We start from the raw sequence: 13,888 nt of genomic DNA on the forward strand, positions 1-13,888 counted from the left end.
TTGTCCTTGCTCTCAAATGGCGCCGGGCCGGCGCCGTGCGTGCTTGCTTTGCGTTGTTCGCGTATGTCAGCCAGCCAGACGGCGCTTGACCTCAGCGATGCGCCCGGCGATGGTGTCGTCGATGACCTCGTCACCCACCTGGATGGAGAGACCGCCCAGGACCTCGGGGACGACGTCGATGTTCAGGTGGATCGCACGACCGTACTTGCGGGTCAGGACGTCCTTCAGACGTGCCTGCTGTGCCTCGGTCAGCACCTGTGCGGTGCGCACGACCGCGACGTAGCGCTGGGCCCGTTCGGAGACCAGCTGAGCGAAGTGGTCGAGCGCCTGTTCCAGGGTACGACCCCGCGGACGGGTGACCGCTTCGCTGACCAGGGCCAGCGTCGCGGAGTTCACCTTGCCCGAGAGGAGGTTCTCCACCAGGGTGTTGAGCTGACCCGCCGACACACCGTCACGGGTCAGGGCCGCGCGCAGCGCGGGCTCGGCGGCGAGGATCCGCCCGAAGCGGAACAGCTCGTCCTCGAGCTCGTCGAGACGCGTGCCCTCGAGCGAGGCGACGGTCGCGTAGACCGCCATCCGCTCGACGGCGTCGACCATGTCACGCGGGGTGGACCAGGCCTGCTGGACGACGTCGTTGACCACGATGACCGTGGACGGCGACACCTTCTGCTCCAGCAGCTCCCCGGCCAGAGCGGTCTTCTGCTCGGCGGGGTTGGACTGGTCCGCCAGCCAGCGGCGGAGGGAGTGCTCGCCGCTCAGCAGGGCGACGACCTCGAAGAGCTCGCCGCCGAGGGAGACCGCGTACTGGCCGGCGTCCGCCGACGCCAGGACGTTCTCGTCCAGGCGCCGGGTCACCTCGGCCAGGGAGGAACGGCTGATACCACGCATCAACGCACCTCGGCTTGCTGCGCGCTCTCGCTCTGCTCCAGTTCCTCCAGGAACCGGTCCACCACGCGCGAACGGGCCGCCTCGTCGCTGAGGGTCTCACCGACGATGCGGGTGGCGAGGTCGGTGGACAGGGCACCGATCTCACCGCGGAGCTGGGCGACGGCCTGCTGACGGTCGGCCTCGATCTGGGCCTGGGCGGCCTCGATGATCCGACGCGCCTCGACCTGGGCCTCCTCGCGAGCCTCGGCGATGATCGCCGCGCGCTGCTCCTTGGCCTTCTCCAGCTCCTGGGCGTACTCGCGGTGCGCCTCTTCGAGCTTCTCCTTGTACTGCTGACGGATCTCGTCCGCCTCGGCCTCGGCCTTCTGAGCGCGAGCGATGCCACCCTCGATCTGGTCGGCACGCTCGTCAAGCGCCTTGGTCAGCCGCGGCCACATCTTGTAGACGACGCCGAGGATGATCAGGAAGGCGATGAGACCGAAGGTGAACTCGTCCCAGTGAATACGCAGGACGTTCTCTTGTTCAGCTGCCAAATACATGGTTGGCATCCCCTTCGCGTTCTATTGCCGGTCTGGACTTAGCGCGCGAAGGCGAGAACGAAGCCCAGAATGGCGAGCGCCTCGATGACGGCGAAGCCGAAGATCATCTGGCCCTGCAGGATGCCGCGAGCCTCGGGCTGGCGGGCGATGGCCTGCACGCCGAGACCGAAGACGAGACCGACACCGATGCCGGGGCCGATGGCGGCGAGACCGTAACCGATGGTGTTCAGGCTGCCGGTGATTTCCATGTGATTTCCCTTTACTACACGCCGACGATCATGGGCGACGTCGGGCTAACGTGACGGATCGGAACGGGGTCCAGGGGTGCACTGCGGAGTGGGCGTCGCCGCCTGCTCCTAGTGCGCGCCCTCCAGGGCCTCACCCAGGTAGATGGAGGACAGGAGAACGAAGACGTAGGCCTGCACCGCCATGATGAACAGCTCGAAGGCCGTGAAGACCAGGAAGCCGAGCAGCGCCATGGCGGAGTAGCCGACCGAGAGCGCGCCGAGGCCGGCGCCCATCTCGGAGAGCGGGTTGAACATGTAGAAGCCGGCCGCGGCGAACAGCGCGAGCAGCAGGTGCCCGGCGAACATGGTCGCGAACAGACGGATCATGTGCGTGGCGGGCCGAATGATGAAGTTCGACAGCGCCTCGATCGGAATGACGATGGGCAGGATCCACGTCGGGACACCACTGGGGACCAGTCGCGCCTTGAAGTGCCCGCCCGCTCCGTGGCGGCGGATGCCCACGATGTTCCAGAGCAGGAAGATGAAGATGGCCAGGACCGCGGGGAAGGCCAGGTTGGAGGTCACCGGCAGCTGGAGGCCGGGGATGAGACCCATGATGTTCATCGAGAAGATGAAGATGAACAGGGTCACCATCAGGGGGAGGTACTTGTCCCCCTCCTTGCCGATGGCGGTCCGGGTGACCTGGTCCCGCAGGAACGTGACCAGCAGTTCGGCCACGCTCTGGCCCCGGCCCGGAACGACCTTGGCCTTGCGCGTGGTGAAGTACCAGAACGCGGCGGCGATCAGCAGTGCGACGACCGCGACCAGGTAGTACTTGTTCAGGCCGGAGGTACCGGGCAGGCCGAAGTCGAGCCACGGAGTGGGGAAGAAGAGGCTGACAGTCGGAGCCTCGAAACCACAACCGTCGCCGAAAATCTTGCAGCTTGATTCGGACGCCGCGACGACGCTCACGTCAGCACCCACGGCGATCCCTTTCGTCGTGACGCAACTCAATCCTCGATGTTGTGTTCAGTGCGGTTCCGCGCTCGACGCGGGCGAACGCAGCTGGATGTACGGTCAGGACCGGACGTGCTGGGTGTAGATGAGGTAGATCGACCCGACCAAGCCGACGCCCAGACCGATGGGCAGGAACAGAGCGGAGAATCCGAGGAGCTGATCCGCGACCCAGCCCACGCCGCCCCAGAAGGCGAGGCCTCCCAGCAGATACGAGACGAGAGTCATTCCGTTGGCGCTCGACGGCTCCGTGTCGGAAGCGGCGTCCTTCGCGCTTCGGTGCTCGTTCATCTCGCTCCGGAAGATAGCAGTAGGTCAGAAGGCCGTGCACACCGCCCCGCCAACGCGGGCTCACCGGTGTGCCTCACTGTCCTCGGTGACCGCCTCGTCCTCTTCGCCTTCGGGAACGATGGTCGGCTGCTTGCTCCGCTTGATCGCGACCGCCTGGGCCGCGAGCCACATGAGGACGCAGGCGAACGCCGTCCAACCGAAGACGTCCTTGTCCAGGGCAGCGGTGTCCCTGAACAGCAGGAGAACGGCGAGCAGGATTCCGAGCTTCGTCGTGTAGACCAGGAAGGCCACCGGGAGCAGAAGCTCCGGTCGGCGACCGCCGGTCCACGAGATGACGAAGGCCGATGCGGCGAAGGCACCGATGACCAACCCGACCCCGAAGAGCGCGCCGAAAAGCCCCTGGGGGCCAGAGAGGGCGAAGCCGACGATCATGGCGACCACGCCGACGACGGCCGTCGGAAGCGCGGCGCCGCGGAGGATCCGGGCGTCGTGTTCCTGCATGCGAGAGCTCCGTGGGGTTCAGTGGGTACCTGCTCGTGAAAGCTATCACAAGGTTTTTGGTGCGATATCCCAGGGTTCCTTAACGAGACCTTAACGCCCCCCGAAGCCGCCGCTCCAGGCGGCTTCCGTCTCGAATGTCACCTTGGCCACACTCGTCCCAGCGGTGATCTCGCAGGTCAGGCGTATTCGCCTCACCACGTCCCGTCACCGCCGCCTCAGCCATCAGATGACGAATCGTGATCTGCCGTCGCTTTGACCGTGTCCCGCCGGTCCCAGGGGAGCAGACCCCGACGACGCAGTCGCGGCAGCGCGATGAGCCCCACCGCGCACACCCCCACCAGCGCCGTCACCGTCAGGACGATCGCCGGGGAGTCGAAGACCGACAGCGACACCGCCGCGAAGGCCACGATCCCCGCCCACAGGTACATCAGCAGCACCGCGCGCACGTGGCTGTGCCCCATGTCGAGCAGCCGGTGGTGCAGGTGCCCGCGGTCGGGTGCGAACGGGGACTTGCCCGCCAGGAGGCGGCGCAGCACCGCCAGCACCAGGTCCGCCAGCGGCAGCGCGATCACCAGCAGCGGCAGGGCGACGGGCAGGAACACCACGAGGCCGGAGCTGAAACCCTCCCGCGCGGTGTTGGCGTCGAACTGCCCCGTCACGGTGATGGTGATGGAGGTCAGCAGCAGCCCCAGCAGCATCGACCCGGTGTCGCCCATGAACACGCGCGCGGGGTGGAAGTTGTGGAAGAGGAAGCCGGCGCAGGTGCCCGCCAGGATGATCGCGATCATCGCCGGGTAGGACTGGCGGACGAAGCCCTGCTCGACCGCGACCACGTAGTAGTAGGCGAAGAACGCCGTGGACGAGATGCCGACGATGCCGGCGGCCAGGCCGTCCAGGCCGTCGGCGAAGTTGACCGCGTTGATGGTGACCACGATGAGCAGCACCGAGATCATCGCGCCCAGCCACGGCCCCAGCGACAGCTGGGTGCCGGGCAGCGGCAGCCACAGCAGCTGCACGCCCTGCGAGACGAGAATGCCCGCGGCGGCCACCTGGCCGGCGAGCTTGCTGAGCGCGCCCATCCCCCAGCGGTCGTCGACCACGCCGATCGCGGTGATGAGCCCGCCCGCCAGGAGCAGGCCCATCCAGGTGTCGGCGACGAACACGTTCTGCAGGTGCGGCAGTTGCGCGGAGATCAGCAGCGCCGCCGCGAAACCGCCGTAGATGGCCAGGCCGCCCAGTCGCGGGATCGGTTCGGTGTGCACGTCGCGGTCGCGCACGGGGGGCGTGGCGCCGAAGGCGATGGCCCCCCTGCGCACCAACGGCACGAGCAGGTAGGTCACCGCGGCCGCGATGACGAAGGTGAGCGCGTACTCCCGCACCGCTGGGCCCCTCTAGTTGTCGGAACGTTCGCCGTTCGGGGCCGCCGTGTCCTCGTCCCGGCCGGCGTCGGCCCGGGCGTCGGCCTCGGCCGCGGACTCCGCTGACGCGGTCTCTCCGACCGTGGGGGCCGGGGTGCCGGGCTCCTCGGCCTTGGCCGCGAGCTCGGTCCCGTCGGCCGGTTCCGTCGCCCCCGCCGACTCGGCGGCCGCGTCTCCCGGTTCCTCGGACTCCGCAGGCTTGGGCTTGGTCCGGCCCTTGCGCAGCTCGCCGATGACCGTACCGCACACGCCGCGCAACTGCTCGATGGAGATCGCGCCGGCGCGCAGCACGCGCGGGACGGCGTAGGTGAGGTCGACGATCGTGGAGGCCACCGGGGCCTCGCTCTCACCGCCGTCCAGGTAGACCGCGACCTCGTCGCCGAGCTGCTCCAGGGCCTCCTCCATGGTGGCCGCGGCCGGCTGACCCGACTTGTTCGCGCTGCTCACCGCCATCGGCCCGACCTCCTTGAGCAGCTCCAGGGCGACGGGGTCCATCGGCATGCGCACGGCCACGGTGCCCTTGGTGTCGCCCAGATCCCAGGACAGGCTCGGGGTCGCGGTGCACACCAGGGTCAGCGGACCGGGCCAGAACTCCTCCATCAGGTCCCGGCCGTGCGTGCCCAGGTCGTCGATGAGCGCGGTGGCCGCGCGCATGGAGCCGACCAGCACCGGCGGCGGCATCTCCCGACCGCGCCCCTTGGCCGCCAACAGGTCGGCCACGGCCTTGGGGCTGAAGGCGTCGGTCCCGATGCCGTACACGGTGTCCGTGGGCAGTACCACGAGCTCACCCTTGCGTACCGCGGACGCGGCGTCGACGATGCCGTCCTTGCGGGCGGTCTCGTCCGCGCAGTCGTAGATGCGGCTCACCTAGAACTCCTTGTGTGGAAACCCGGTGCTTGTCCGGGAGGAAACGTGACCCCGGCCCATGGCACGTCAGCCGTCCCCGTCGGCGCGGCGCATGACCACGAAGCGGTCGCGCCTGGCCATGTCCTTGCGGTTGAGGACGTCGCGCCAGCCCCGGTCCTCGGGGAACAGCCGGGGGATGTCGATGCCCTGTCCGTCGTGGTGCTCGATCGCCATCGCGCCGCCGGGCCGCAGCAGCCTGCGGCCGACGGCCTCCAGGTCGCGGATCATGTCGAGCCCGTCCTCGCCCGACCACAGCGCGGGCGCGGGGTCGTAGTCGCGGACCTCGGGCGGAATCGCCCCGGCCTCACGGGTGGGGACGTAGGGCGGGTTGCTGATGAGCAGGTCGACGCGGCCGTCGAGCTCGGGCAGGGCGGTGCGCATGTCGCCCTGGTGGGCGGTCACCCGGTCGGCGTGGCCGCTGTCGGCGATGTTGCGGCGGGCCCAGGCCAGCGCCGCGGGATCGATCTCGACGGTGTGCACGCGCGAGCGCGGCACCTCCTGGGCGATGGAGATGGCGATGGCGCCGGAACCGGTGCCCAGGTCCACGACCAGTGGATCGGCCACGTCCATGGCGCGCAGGGTCTCGATCGCCCAGTCGACCATGATCTCGGTCTCGGGCCGCGGCACGAACACGCCCGGTCCCACCTGGAGTTCCAGGTAGCGGAAGTAGGCGCGGCCGGTGATGTGCTGGAGGGGTTCGCGGGCCTCCCTGCGGGCCACGCACTCCCAGTAGCGGGCGTCGAAGTCGCCGTCGCCGACCGCGTGCAGCTCCCCTCGACGGACACCGTGCACGAACGCCGCGAGCTCCTCGGCGTCCGTCCGGGGCGATGCCACTCCGGCCTCCGCGAGCCTCAGTGTGGCGCGGGCGACCTCGTCGAGCAGGAAGTTCATCGATCTGCTTGAGGAACGTTCCCCTGGTCTGGCCAGGAAGGACGTCCCTGCCTCCTTCTGTGTGGTGGCAGGTCCCGCCTTGAGCGGGAAGCACGTTACGACTGAGCGGCTTCGAGCCTCTCCTTGGTGTCCGCGTCCACCAGGGCCTTGACGACCCCGCTCAGGTCCCCGTCGAGGACCTGGTCGAGGTTGTAGGCCTTGTAGCCGACCCGGTGGTCGGAGATGCGGTTCTCCGGGAAATTGTAGGTGCGCACGCGCTCGGACCGGTCCACGGTGCGGACCTGGCTCTTGCGCTCCGCGGCGGCCTCGGCGTCCGCGCTGGCCTGGGCCTCGGCGTAGATGCGGGCGCGCAGGATGCGCATGGCCTGCTCCTTGTTCTGGAGCTGGCTCTTCTCGTTCTGGCACGAGGCGACGATGCCGGTCGGCAGGTGCGTGATGCGGACCGCGGAGTCGGTGGTGTTGACGGACTGCCCACCGGGCCCGGAGGAGCGGTAGACGTCGATCCGCAGGTCCTTGGCCTGGATGTCGACCTCGACGTCCTCGGCCTCGGGGACCACCAGGACACCGGCCGCGGAGGTGTGGATGCGGCCCTGGGACTCGGTGACGGGGACGCGCTGCACGCGGTGCACGCCGCCCTCGAACTTGAGCTGGGGCCACACGCCGGAACCGGGCTCGGGCGTGCCCCGGTTCTTGAAGGCGATGGTGATGTCCTTGTACCCGCCGAGGTCGGAGTGGGTGGCGTCGATGATCTCGGTCTTCCACCCCTGGCGCTCGGCGTAGCGCAGGTACATGCGAACGAGGTCGCCCGCGAACAGCGCGGACTCCTCACCGCCCTCTCCGGCCTTGACCTCCATGATGAGGTTCTTGTCGTCGGAGGGGTCACGGGGGACCAGCAGGACGCGCAGGCGCTCGGTGAGCTGCTCGGCCTCCAGGGTCAGGCGGTCGGCCTCCTCGGCGAAGGAGGAGTCCTCGGCGGCGAGCTCGCGCGCGGCCTCGATGTCGCTCTCGACCTCCCGGAGCGCGCGGTAGGACTCGATGATGGGCGTGAGCTGGGAGTAGCGCTTACCCAGTGTCCGAGCCTTGCCCTGGTCAGCGTGCACCTCGGGGTCGGCGAGCTGTTGTTCCAGCTCGTAGTACTCCCCCAGGAGGTCGTCCAGCTTCAGTTCTGCCACATCTGCCGCCTTGTTCGCTTGCCTGCCCTGCTGTCTCGCCCCGTACGGGGCCGATCCGGTCCCCGTGGCGCCGACGCGTCGGCGCCACGGGGGCAGCGGGCGGCGCTACTTGCGCTTGCCGAAGCGCTTCTCGAAGCGGGCGACGCGGCCACCGGTGTCCATGATCTTCTGCTTGCCGGTGTAGAAGGGGTGGCACGCGGAGCACACGTCGGCACGCAGCTTGCCCTCGGTGATGGTGCTACGGGTGATGAAGTGGGCCCCGCAGGTGCAGGTCACCTCGGTCGCCACGTACTCGGGGTGGATGTCGGCCTTCATGTGCTTCTCCTTGCTTGGGCGACCGCCGGACGCATGCCGCGCGCACCACCACCGGTGGGGTGGTGCGTTCGCTTGCGGACACGCGCGAACCGGTGCCGCGCTGATCCAGGTGGTGGGGCCGGCGGGCCGTCCCTCGCGGGAGGCAGGCCGAGTCCCTGCTACCAGTTTGCCAGACCGATAACCATGCCGGGACCAGCTCCATTCCCACCCGTCGCCCACCACCACCCTCAACGGACGCCTCCGGCCCAGCACCTCCTGCCCACCACCCTCGACCGATGCCCGGCTACCCCTCCCGCTCGGTCTCGCGCGCGTCCGGGCCGGTGGCGCTCGGCGCCGCGGCCCGGCGGGCGTCCGCGCGGCGGATGAACAGCACGGTCGCGACCAGGCCGGCGAGCAGTGCGACGAGCAGGACCGTGCCCGGGTTGGGCCCCAGACCGTAGACGAACAGGTAGCTGAGCGCTCCCGCCATGAGGACGTAGTAGGTCATCGGGATGATCGTCTGGCGGATGAGGTCTCCCTCGCGCCCGGCCAGGCCCACCACCGCGGAGGCGGCGACGACGTTGTGCACGGTGATCATGTTGCCCGCCGCGCCGCCCACCGCCTGGGTGGCCACGACGGTCTCCGGCGCGATGCCGATCTGCTCCGCGGTGGAGAACTGGAAGAGGGAGAACATCAGGTTGGAGACGGTGTTGGACCCGGCCACGAACGCGCCCAGCGCGCCGATCCACGGGGCGTAGAGCGGCCACGCGGTACCGCCGAGCTCGGCCGCCCCCACCGCCAGCGTGAGCGGCATGCTCGCCATCGCGGTGTCCCCGTGATCGGCGCCGGTGTTGATGAAGACCCGCACCAGGGGCACCGCGAACAGGAGGGCGACCGCGGCTCCGGCCAGCTGGGACCCCGCGACCCGCCAGGACTCCAGGATCTCGCGCGGGCGCATCCGGTGCAGGCCGTAGGTGATCACGCACACGAGCAGGAAGGTCGCGCCGGGCGAGTACAGGGGCTCGATGGTCTGCGCGACGGAGGTGCCCAGGATCTCCTGCGCCCCGACGGAGATTCCGCTGAGCCAGGCCTTGAGCGGGTCGATGACGCGGGTGGCCACCAGGATCGCGGCGACCAGCAGGTACGGGGCCCACGCGCGCAGGGTGCCGATGCGTGCGCCGTCCTTGACCGCCAGGACGCCCTGGTCGGGGGTCAGACGGCCGCTCCAGCGCGCCAGCCAGTCCTCGCGGGGCGGGAAGTCCCAGGTCTCCTTGGGCATGAGGAAGCCCTTGCGGGCCGCCGCCACGACGACGACCAGTCCGGTGAGCCCGCCCAGGAGGCTGGTGAACTCCACACCGACGAAGTAGTTGAACAGCACGGACGGAACGGTCATCGCCAGGGCCGCGAACAACGCGAACCGCCAGACCCCGAGCCCGTCGGAGAAGCGCCGCCGGCCGCCGTAGAAACCGCACAGCATGCAGCAGATGAAGAGCGGGACCAGGGTGCCCACGGCGGCGTGCAGCACGACGGTCAGGAAGCCGATCTGGTCCACGAGTCCGGGCAGGGTGGTCCCCGCACCGGCGGCGTAGGCCTCGACCTCTGGTGAGCCCTCCAGGCCGCCGGAGACGCCCACCAGGATGGGCGTGCCCACCGCTCCGAAGCTCACCGGCGTGCTCTGGATGACCAGGCCGACCATCACGGCGGCCATCGCGGGAAAGCCCAGCGCGAACAGCAGCGGCGCGACCACCGCGGCGGGGGTGCCGAAGCCGGAGGCGCCCTCGATGAAGCTGCCGAAGAGCCAGCCGATGATGACCGCCTGGATCCGGCGGTCGGGGCTGATGTCGGTGAACGTGGCGCGGATGGTGGTGATGGCGCCGCTCTTGGTCAGGGTCGACAGCAGCAGGAGGGCGCCGAAGATGATGTAGAGCAGGCCGATCGCGAGGATCAGGCCCTGGATCGTGGAGGCGGCGATCGCCACCCACTCCGTGTTCCAGACCAGGACGGCGATGGTGACGACCACGACGTAGCCGACGGGCATCGCGTACATGGCCGGGAGGCGGAATCCGACCAGCAGGACTCCGACGACGAGGATCGGGGTGAGCGCGAGGAGGCTGAGCAGGGCGAGGTTGTCCATCCAGACGGCTCCCTGGTGGAGGGGGACTCGGCTGGCGCGACAGTAAGACCTTTTTCTTCCTCTGCCCATCCCCCGGTGGTGATCTGCAACACGTTGGTGATCTTCTTCGAGCCGCCCCTTCCGTGATCCGGAATCAGCTCGCGTCGCCCCAGGCAGGACGCGGTGAACGCACGACGGCCCCCTCCCCGGTGCGGGGAGGGGGCCGTCGACGAACTCCGCGGGCTAGCGGTCGCGCTCGGGCCCGACGGTCGTCTGCTGGATCTGCAGCAGGAACTCGGCGTTGCTCTTGGACTCGCGCATTTTGTCCAGGAGCAGCTCGATGGCCTGCTGGGTGTCCAGGGCGTGCAGCACCCGGCGGAGCTTCCAGACGACGGCCAGTTCCTCGCGCGACATCAGGATCTCCTCCTTACGGGTGCTGGAGGCGTCCACGTCCACGGCCGGGAAGATCCGCTTGTCGGCCAGGCTCCGGTTGAGCTTGAGCTCCATGTTGCCGGTGCCCTTGAACTCCTCGAAGATCACCTCGTCGGCGCGCGAGCCGGTCTCCACCAGCGCCGTCGCCAGGATGGTCAGCGAGCCGCCGCCCTCGATGTTGCGGGCGGCGCCGAAGAAGCGCTTGGGCGGGTACAGCGCCGTGGAGTCCACACCACCGGACATGATGCGCCCGCTGGCAGGGGCGGCCAGGTTGTAGGCGCGGCCCAGGCGGGTGATCGAGTCCAGCAGGACGACGACGTCCATGCCCATCTCCACGAGGCGCTTGGCCCGCTCGATGGCCAGGTCGGCGACGACCGTGTGGTCCTCGGCCGGACGGTCGAAGGTCGAGTGGATGACCTCGCCCTTGACCGTGCGCTGCATGTCGGTGACTTCCTCGGGCCGTTCGTCGACCAGGATCACCATCAGGTAGCACTCGGGGTTGTTCTCGGTGATCGCGTTGGCGATCGACTGCATCACCATCGTCTTGCCGGCCTTGGGCGGCGAGACGATGAGACCGCGCTGGCCCTTACCGATGGGCGCGACGAGGTCGATGATGCGGGTGGTGAGAATGCCGCCCTCGGTCTCCAGGCGCAGCCGCTCCTGCGGGTACAGGGGCACGAGCTTGGAGAACTCCTGGCGGCCCTTGGCCTGGTCCGGCGACATGCCGTTGACCGAGTCCAGCCGCACCAGGGCGTTGAACTTCTCCCGGCGCTCGCCGTCCTTGGGCTGGCGGACCGCACCGATGATGTGGTCGCCCTTGCGCAGGCCGTGCTTGCGCACCTGGGCGAGCGAGACGTACACGTCGCTCTGCCCGGGGAGGTAGCCGGTGGTGCGCACGAAGGCGTAGTTGTCCAGGATGTCGAGGATGCCCGCGACCGGCAGGAGGACGTCGTCCTCACCGATCACCGGCTCCGGCTCCTGGACGCCTGCCCGTCCACCGCGCCGGTCACGACGGTCGCGGCGGCGTCCGCGGCGGCGCCCGCCGCCGAAGTCGTCATCGTCGCTGGGGCCGCCTCCGCCTCCGCCGCGGCCCTGGTTCGGGCCGCCGCCCTGCTGGCCGCCGGAGGAGCTTTGCTGGTCGTCACCACCCCGGTTGCGGTTGCGGCGGTTGCGCTGGCGCTCTCGACCCTGCCCGGACCTGGTGTCACGGTCCTCGGAGGTGTCGGGGCCGTTCTTCTGGGGGGTGCTGGATGTCTTGGTCACGCTGCTCGCGGTGGTAGAGGAGTCGGTGCCGTCCACCGATCGGGCCTTCTCGCCGGACTCGTCGCCGCGCCTGCGGGACGATCGACGGTTGCGGGGCGGCTTGTCGCCCCGCGCACCCTGGGAGTCGGTCACGGCCTGGTCCGACGGACGCTCGTCCGCGCTGGTGCGCGGCGCTTCGTCCGTGCCCGACGTGTCGGGGGTACGAGCCTCGGTCTGGCCGTCGGTTTCCTCGACCTTACCGGTCTTGGGCGCCGTGTCGGCTTTCTTTGGGGATTTGGCCTTGGCCGGAGCCCCGGCGGGGCCTCCCCCCTTGGCCTCGATCGCCGCGATCACGTCGCTCTTGCGCATGCGCCCCGTACCGGTGATGCCCAGGCTCGACGCGAGCTTTTGCAGCTCGGGGAGCTTCAGCGCCGCGAGCCCGGTACCGCGCGACGCGGCACGGGACCGCGCCGGCGTCGACGCACCAGTTGGCGCGGCATCGCCAGCCTCCGCCGCGGAAGCGGCGGGGGTGGCTTTGGTATCGACCGCCGCGTCCGTGTGGAGTTCGGTGGTGTCGCTCACTAAGGGTCCTTCCCAAGGAGCGGGCTTCGGCCGTCAGCTTCTGCTGGAGCGGCCGGCCCGATGGTGCGAACCGGCAGGCAGCCGGGTAGGGCGTGCCCCACGTGGATGTCGGAAACCGGCGGTAGACGGTCCCCTACCCAATCGCGGCGGGCTCTGGGTACAGCCAGACGTCGGGGCGGATGGCTCGGTGGTGATGCCCGTCGACCCTGGTGGCACGCTCATCCGGGGAGAAGCGCACTGGGGAGACGTTGGCACAGTCGCGGGAGAACCGCTGACTCGACACAGTGGCCGCCGCTTCCGAGAGGTCCTGAGAACGGACCATCGGAGTATGGGATGCGGAAGCCGCTGTGGCGGATGAGCACTTGCCCCGCAACGGGGCATCTGGTGCTTCACCTAGCCTAACATCACCAGAGGCCACGGCTATTCCTCGACACAGGTGCTACGAATGGGGAGATGGGGTCCGCACCCCCGCCGGCTCAACGAGCAGGGGGCGTATGTCCCAATCATTACCCGCCCTGCGACTGATCGAATCAATCTGGTGGACGATTTCCGGCGATTCCTCGCCCGCGATTCCCTCGCGCGCCGTGCACAGCACCAGCACCGTGGGACCCGCCCCGGAGACGACCGCGGGCAGCCCTTCGAGTTCTCGCAGGTCATGGACGAGATCCAGGGTCCTGGGCATGGCCGGCGCCCGGTAGGACTCGTGTAGCCGATCCTCGGTGGCCGCGTACAGGTCCTCGACATGGCCACAAACGGCCGCGGTGAGCAGTGCGGCGCGCCCCGCGGTGAAGGCCGCGTCCGCGTGCGGAACGGTCTCGGGGAGCAGTCCCCGGGCACGTTCGGTGGACAGCCGCCACTCGGGCACGCACAGCACCGGCAGCACGCGCGGGTCGGGCGTGAGCGCGGCCGCGCCCCACCGGTCGCCGTCGCGGTAGGCCACCGTGTACCCGCCGAACACGCACGGGGCCACGTTGTCGGGGTGGCCCTCGATGTCCGCGGCGATCTGGTAGATCGCCTCCCGGTCCGGCCCCCCGTCGGGCCCCGTCCGCCCCAGCAGGGCGCAGGCGGCGGTGACGCCGCCCACGATCGCGGAGGAGGACGAGCCCAGGCCCCGGGCGTGCGGCACGTTGTTGACGCAGGTGAGGTCGAGGCCGGGCAGCTTCTCCCCCGCCCGCTCGAAGGTCTCGCGCATCGCGCGCACCACGAGGTGGCGCCGGTCGAGCGGGACCTCGCCCGCGCCCTCCCCGGCGACCTCCACGCGCAGCTCGTCGTCCTCGCGCAGACGGACGTCGAACTCGTTGTCCAGCCGCAGCGCCAGGCCCAGGGCGTCGAAGCCCGGACCGAGGTTGGCGCTGGTGGCCGGCGCGCGGACGACCAC

The 13,888-nt window shown here is 69.6% G+C and carries 14 protein-coding genes; all 14 read right to left on the bottom strand.

From position 1 onward, the window contains the following. Nucleotides 1-66: 66 nt before the first annotated feature. The 14 genes from DFP74_RS31405 to thrB all read right to left on the bottom strand — a co-directional run bounded on the left by DFP74_RS31405 (nt 67) and on the right by thrB (nt 13,888). Complete coding sequence (locus tag DFP74_RS31405; protein WP_121187437.1) at nt 67-888, bottom strand: F0F1 ATP synthase subunit delta; 822 nt, start codon at nt 886-888, stop codon at nt 67-69. After that, complete coding sequence (locus DFP74_RS31410; RefSeq protein ID WP_121187440.1) at nt 888-1,427, bottom strand: F0F1 ATP synthase subunit B; 540 nt, start codon at nt 1,425-1,427, stop codon at nt 888-890. The genes DFP74_RS31405 and DFP74_RS31410 overlap by 1 nt, the downstream gene beginning before the upstream one ends. A 38-nt stretch (nt 1,428-1,465) precedes the next feature. Continuing rightward, nucleotides 1,466-1,675: an ATP synthase F0 subunit C gene (atpE, locus tag DFP74_RS31415; protein ID WP_121187442.1), complete on the bottom strand. Its 210-nt coding sequence runs from the start codon at nt 1,673-1,675 to the stop codon at nt 1,466-1,468. A 108-nt stretch (nt 1,676-1,783) separates the two neighbouring features. Next, nucleotides 1,784-2,638 carry a F0F1 ATP synthase subunit A gene (atpB, locus tag DFP74_RS31420; protein ID WP_121187444.1) on the bottom strand — a complete coding sequence of 285 codons (855 nt, stop codon included), beginning with the start codon at nt 2,636-2,638 and terminating at the stop codon, nt 1,784-1,786. 93 nt (nt 2,639-2,731) lie between these two features. Further along, entirely contained in the window at nt 2,732-2,959 is a 228-nt protein-coding gene (locus tag DFP74_RS31425) for a hypothetical protein (RefSeq protein WP_121187446.1), read from the bottom strand. 60 nt (nt 2,960-3,019) lie between these two features. After that, a complete protein-coding gene (locus DFP74_RS31430; RefSeq protein ID WP_121187448.1) occupies nt 3,020-3,460 on the bottom strand; it encodes a hypothetical protein in 441 nt (146 codons plus the stop codon). Nucleotides 3,461-3,675: 215 nt separating this feature from the next. Beyond that, the gene (locus tag DFP74_RS31435) at nt 3,676-4,839 is read right to left on the bottom strand and encodes an MraY family glycosyltransferase (protein ID WP_121187450.1); all 1,164 of its coding nucleotides are present in this window, start codon (nt 4,837-4,839) and stop codon (nt 3,676-3,678) included. Nucleotides 4,840-4,851: 12 nt separating this feature from the next. After that, nucleotides 4,852-5,745: an L-threonylcarbamoyladenylate synthase gene (locus DFP74_RS31440; RefSeq protein WP_121187453.1), complete on the bottom strand. Its 894-nt coding sequence runs from the start codon at nt 5,743-5,745 to the stop codon at nt 4,852-4,854. 66 nt (nt 5,746-5,811) lie between these two features. Continuing rightward, nucleotides 5,812-6,675, bottom strand: coding sequence for a peptide chain release factor N(5)-glutamine methyltransferase (prmC, locus tag DFP74_RS31445; protein WP_121187455.1), 864 nt, complete (start codon nt 6,673-6,675; stop codon nt 5,812-5,814). 95 nt (nt 6,676-6,770) lie between these two features. Continuing rightward, on the bottom strand, nt 6,771-7,838 hold the full coding sequence (gene prfA / locus DFP74_RS31450) for a peptide chain release factor 1 (protein WP_121188639.1): 1,068 nt from the start codon (nt 7,836-7,838) through the stop codon (nt 6,771-6,773). Between the two features lie 114 nt (nt 7,839-7,952). After that, nucleotides 7,953-8,162 (bottom strand): 50S ribosomal protein L31, encoded by a 210-nt coding sequence (gene rpmE / locus DFP74_RS31455; protein ID WP_121187458.1) that lies wholly within the window; start codon nt 8,160-8,162, stop codon nt 7,953-7,955. 283 nt (nt 8,163-8,445) lie between these two features. After that, on the bottom strand, nt 8,446-10,275 hold the full coding sequence (locus DFP74_RS31460) for an L-lactate permease (protein WP_121187461.1): 1,830 nt from the start codon (nt 10,273-10,275) through the stop codon (nt 8,446-8,448). 222 nt (nt 10,276-10,497) lie between these two features. After that, a complete protein-coding gene (gene rho, locus DFP74_RS31465) occupies nt 10,498-12,510 on the bottom strand; it encodes a transcription termination factor Rho (RefSeq protein WP_121187463.1) in 2,013 nt (670 codons plus the stop codon). Between the two features lie 439 nt (nt 12,511-12,949). Continuing rightward, entirely contained in the window at nt 12,950-13,888 is a 939-nt protein-coding gene (thrB, locus tag DFP74_RS31470; RefSeq protein WP_121187466.1) for a homoserine kinase, read from the bottom strand.

This window comes from Nocardiopsis sp. Huas11 (genome assembly GCF_003634495.1).
In the GTDB taxonomy this organism is placed as follows: Bacteria; Actinomycetota; Actinomycetes; order Streptosporangiales; family Streptosporangiaceae; genus Nocardiopsis.

Excerpts from the sequence above, each read along its gene's own strand:
- atpE (WP_121187442.1), bottom strand. The coding sequence starts at position 1,675 with ATGGAAATCACCGGCAGCCTGAACACCATCGGTTACGGTCTCGCCGCC.
- DFP74_RS31410 (WP_121187440.1), bottom strand. The coding sequence starts at position 1,427 with ATGTATTTGGCAGCTGAACAAGAGAACGTCCTGCGTATTCACTGGGAC.
- DFP74_RS31425 (WP_121187446.1), bottom strand. The coding sequence starts at position 2,959 with ATGAACGAGCACCGAAGCGCGAAGGACGCCGCTTCCGACACGGAGCCG.
- DFP74_RS31405 (WP_121187437.1), bottom strand. The coding sequence starts at position 888 with ATGCGTGGTATCAGCCGTTCCTCCCTGGCCGAGGTGACCCGGCGCCTG.
- prmC (WP_121187455.1), bottom strand. The coding sequence starts at position 6,675 with ATGAACTTCCTGCTCGACGAGGTCGCCCGCGCCACACTGAGGCTCGCG.
- rpmE (WP_121187458.1), bottom strand. The coding sequence starts at position 8,162 with ATGAAGGCCGACATCCACCCCGAGTACGTGGCGACCGAGGTGACCTGC.
- DFP74_RS31460 (WP_121187461.1), bottom strand. The coding sequence starts at position 10,275 with ATGGACAACCTCGCCCTGCTCAGCCTCCTCGCGCTCACCCCGATCCTC.
- DFP74_RS31430 (WP_121187448.1), bottom strand. The coding sequence starts at position 3,460 with ATGCAGGAACACGACGCCCGGATCCTCCGCGGCGCCGCGCTTCCGACG.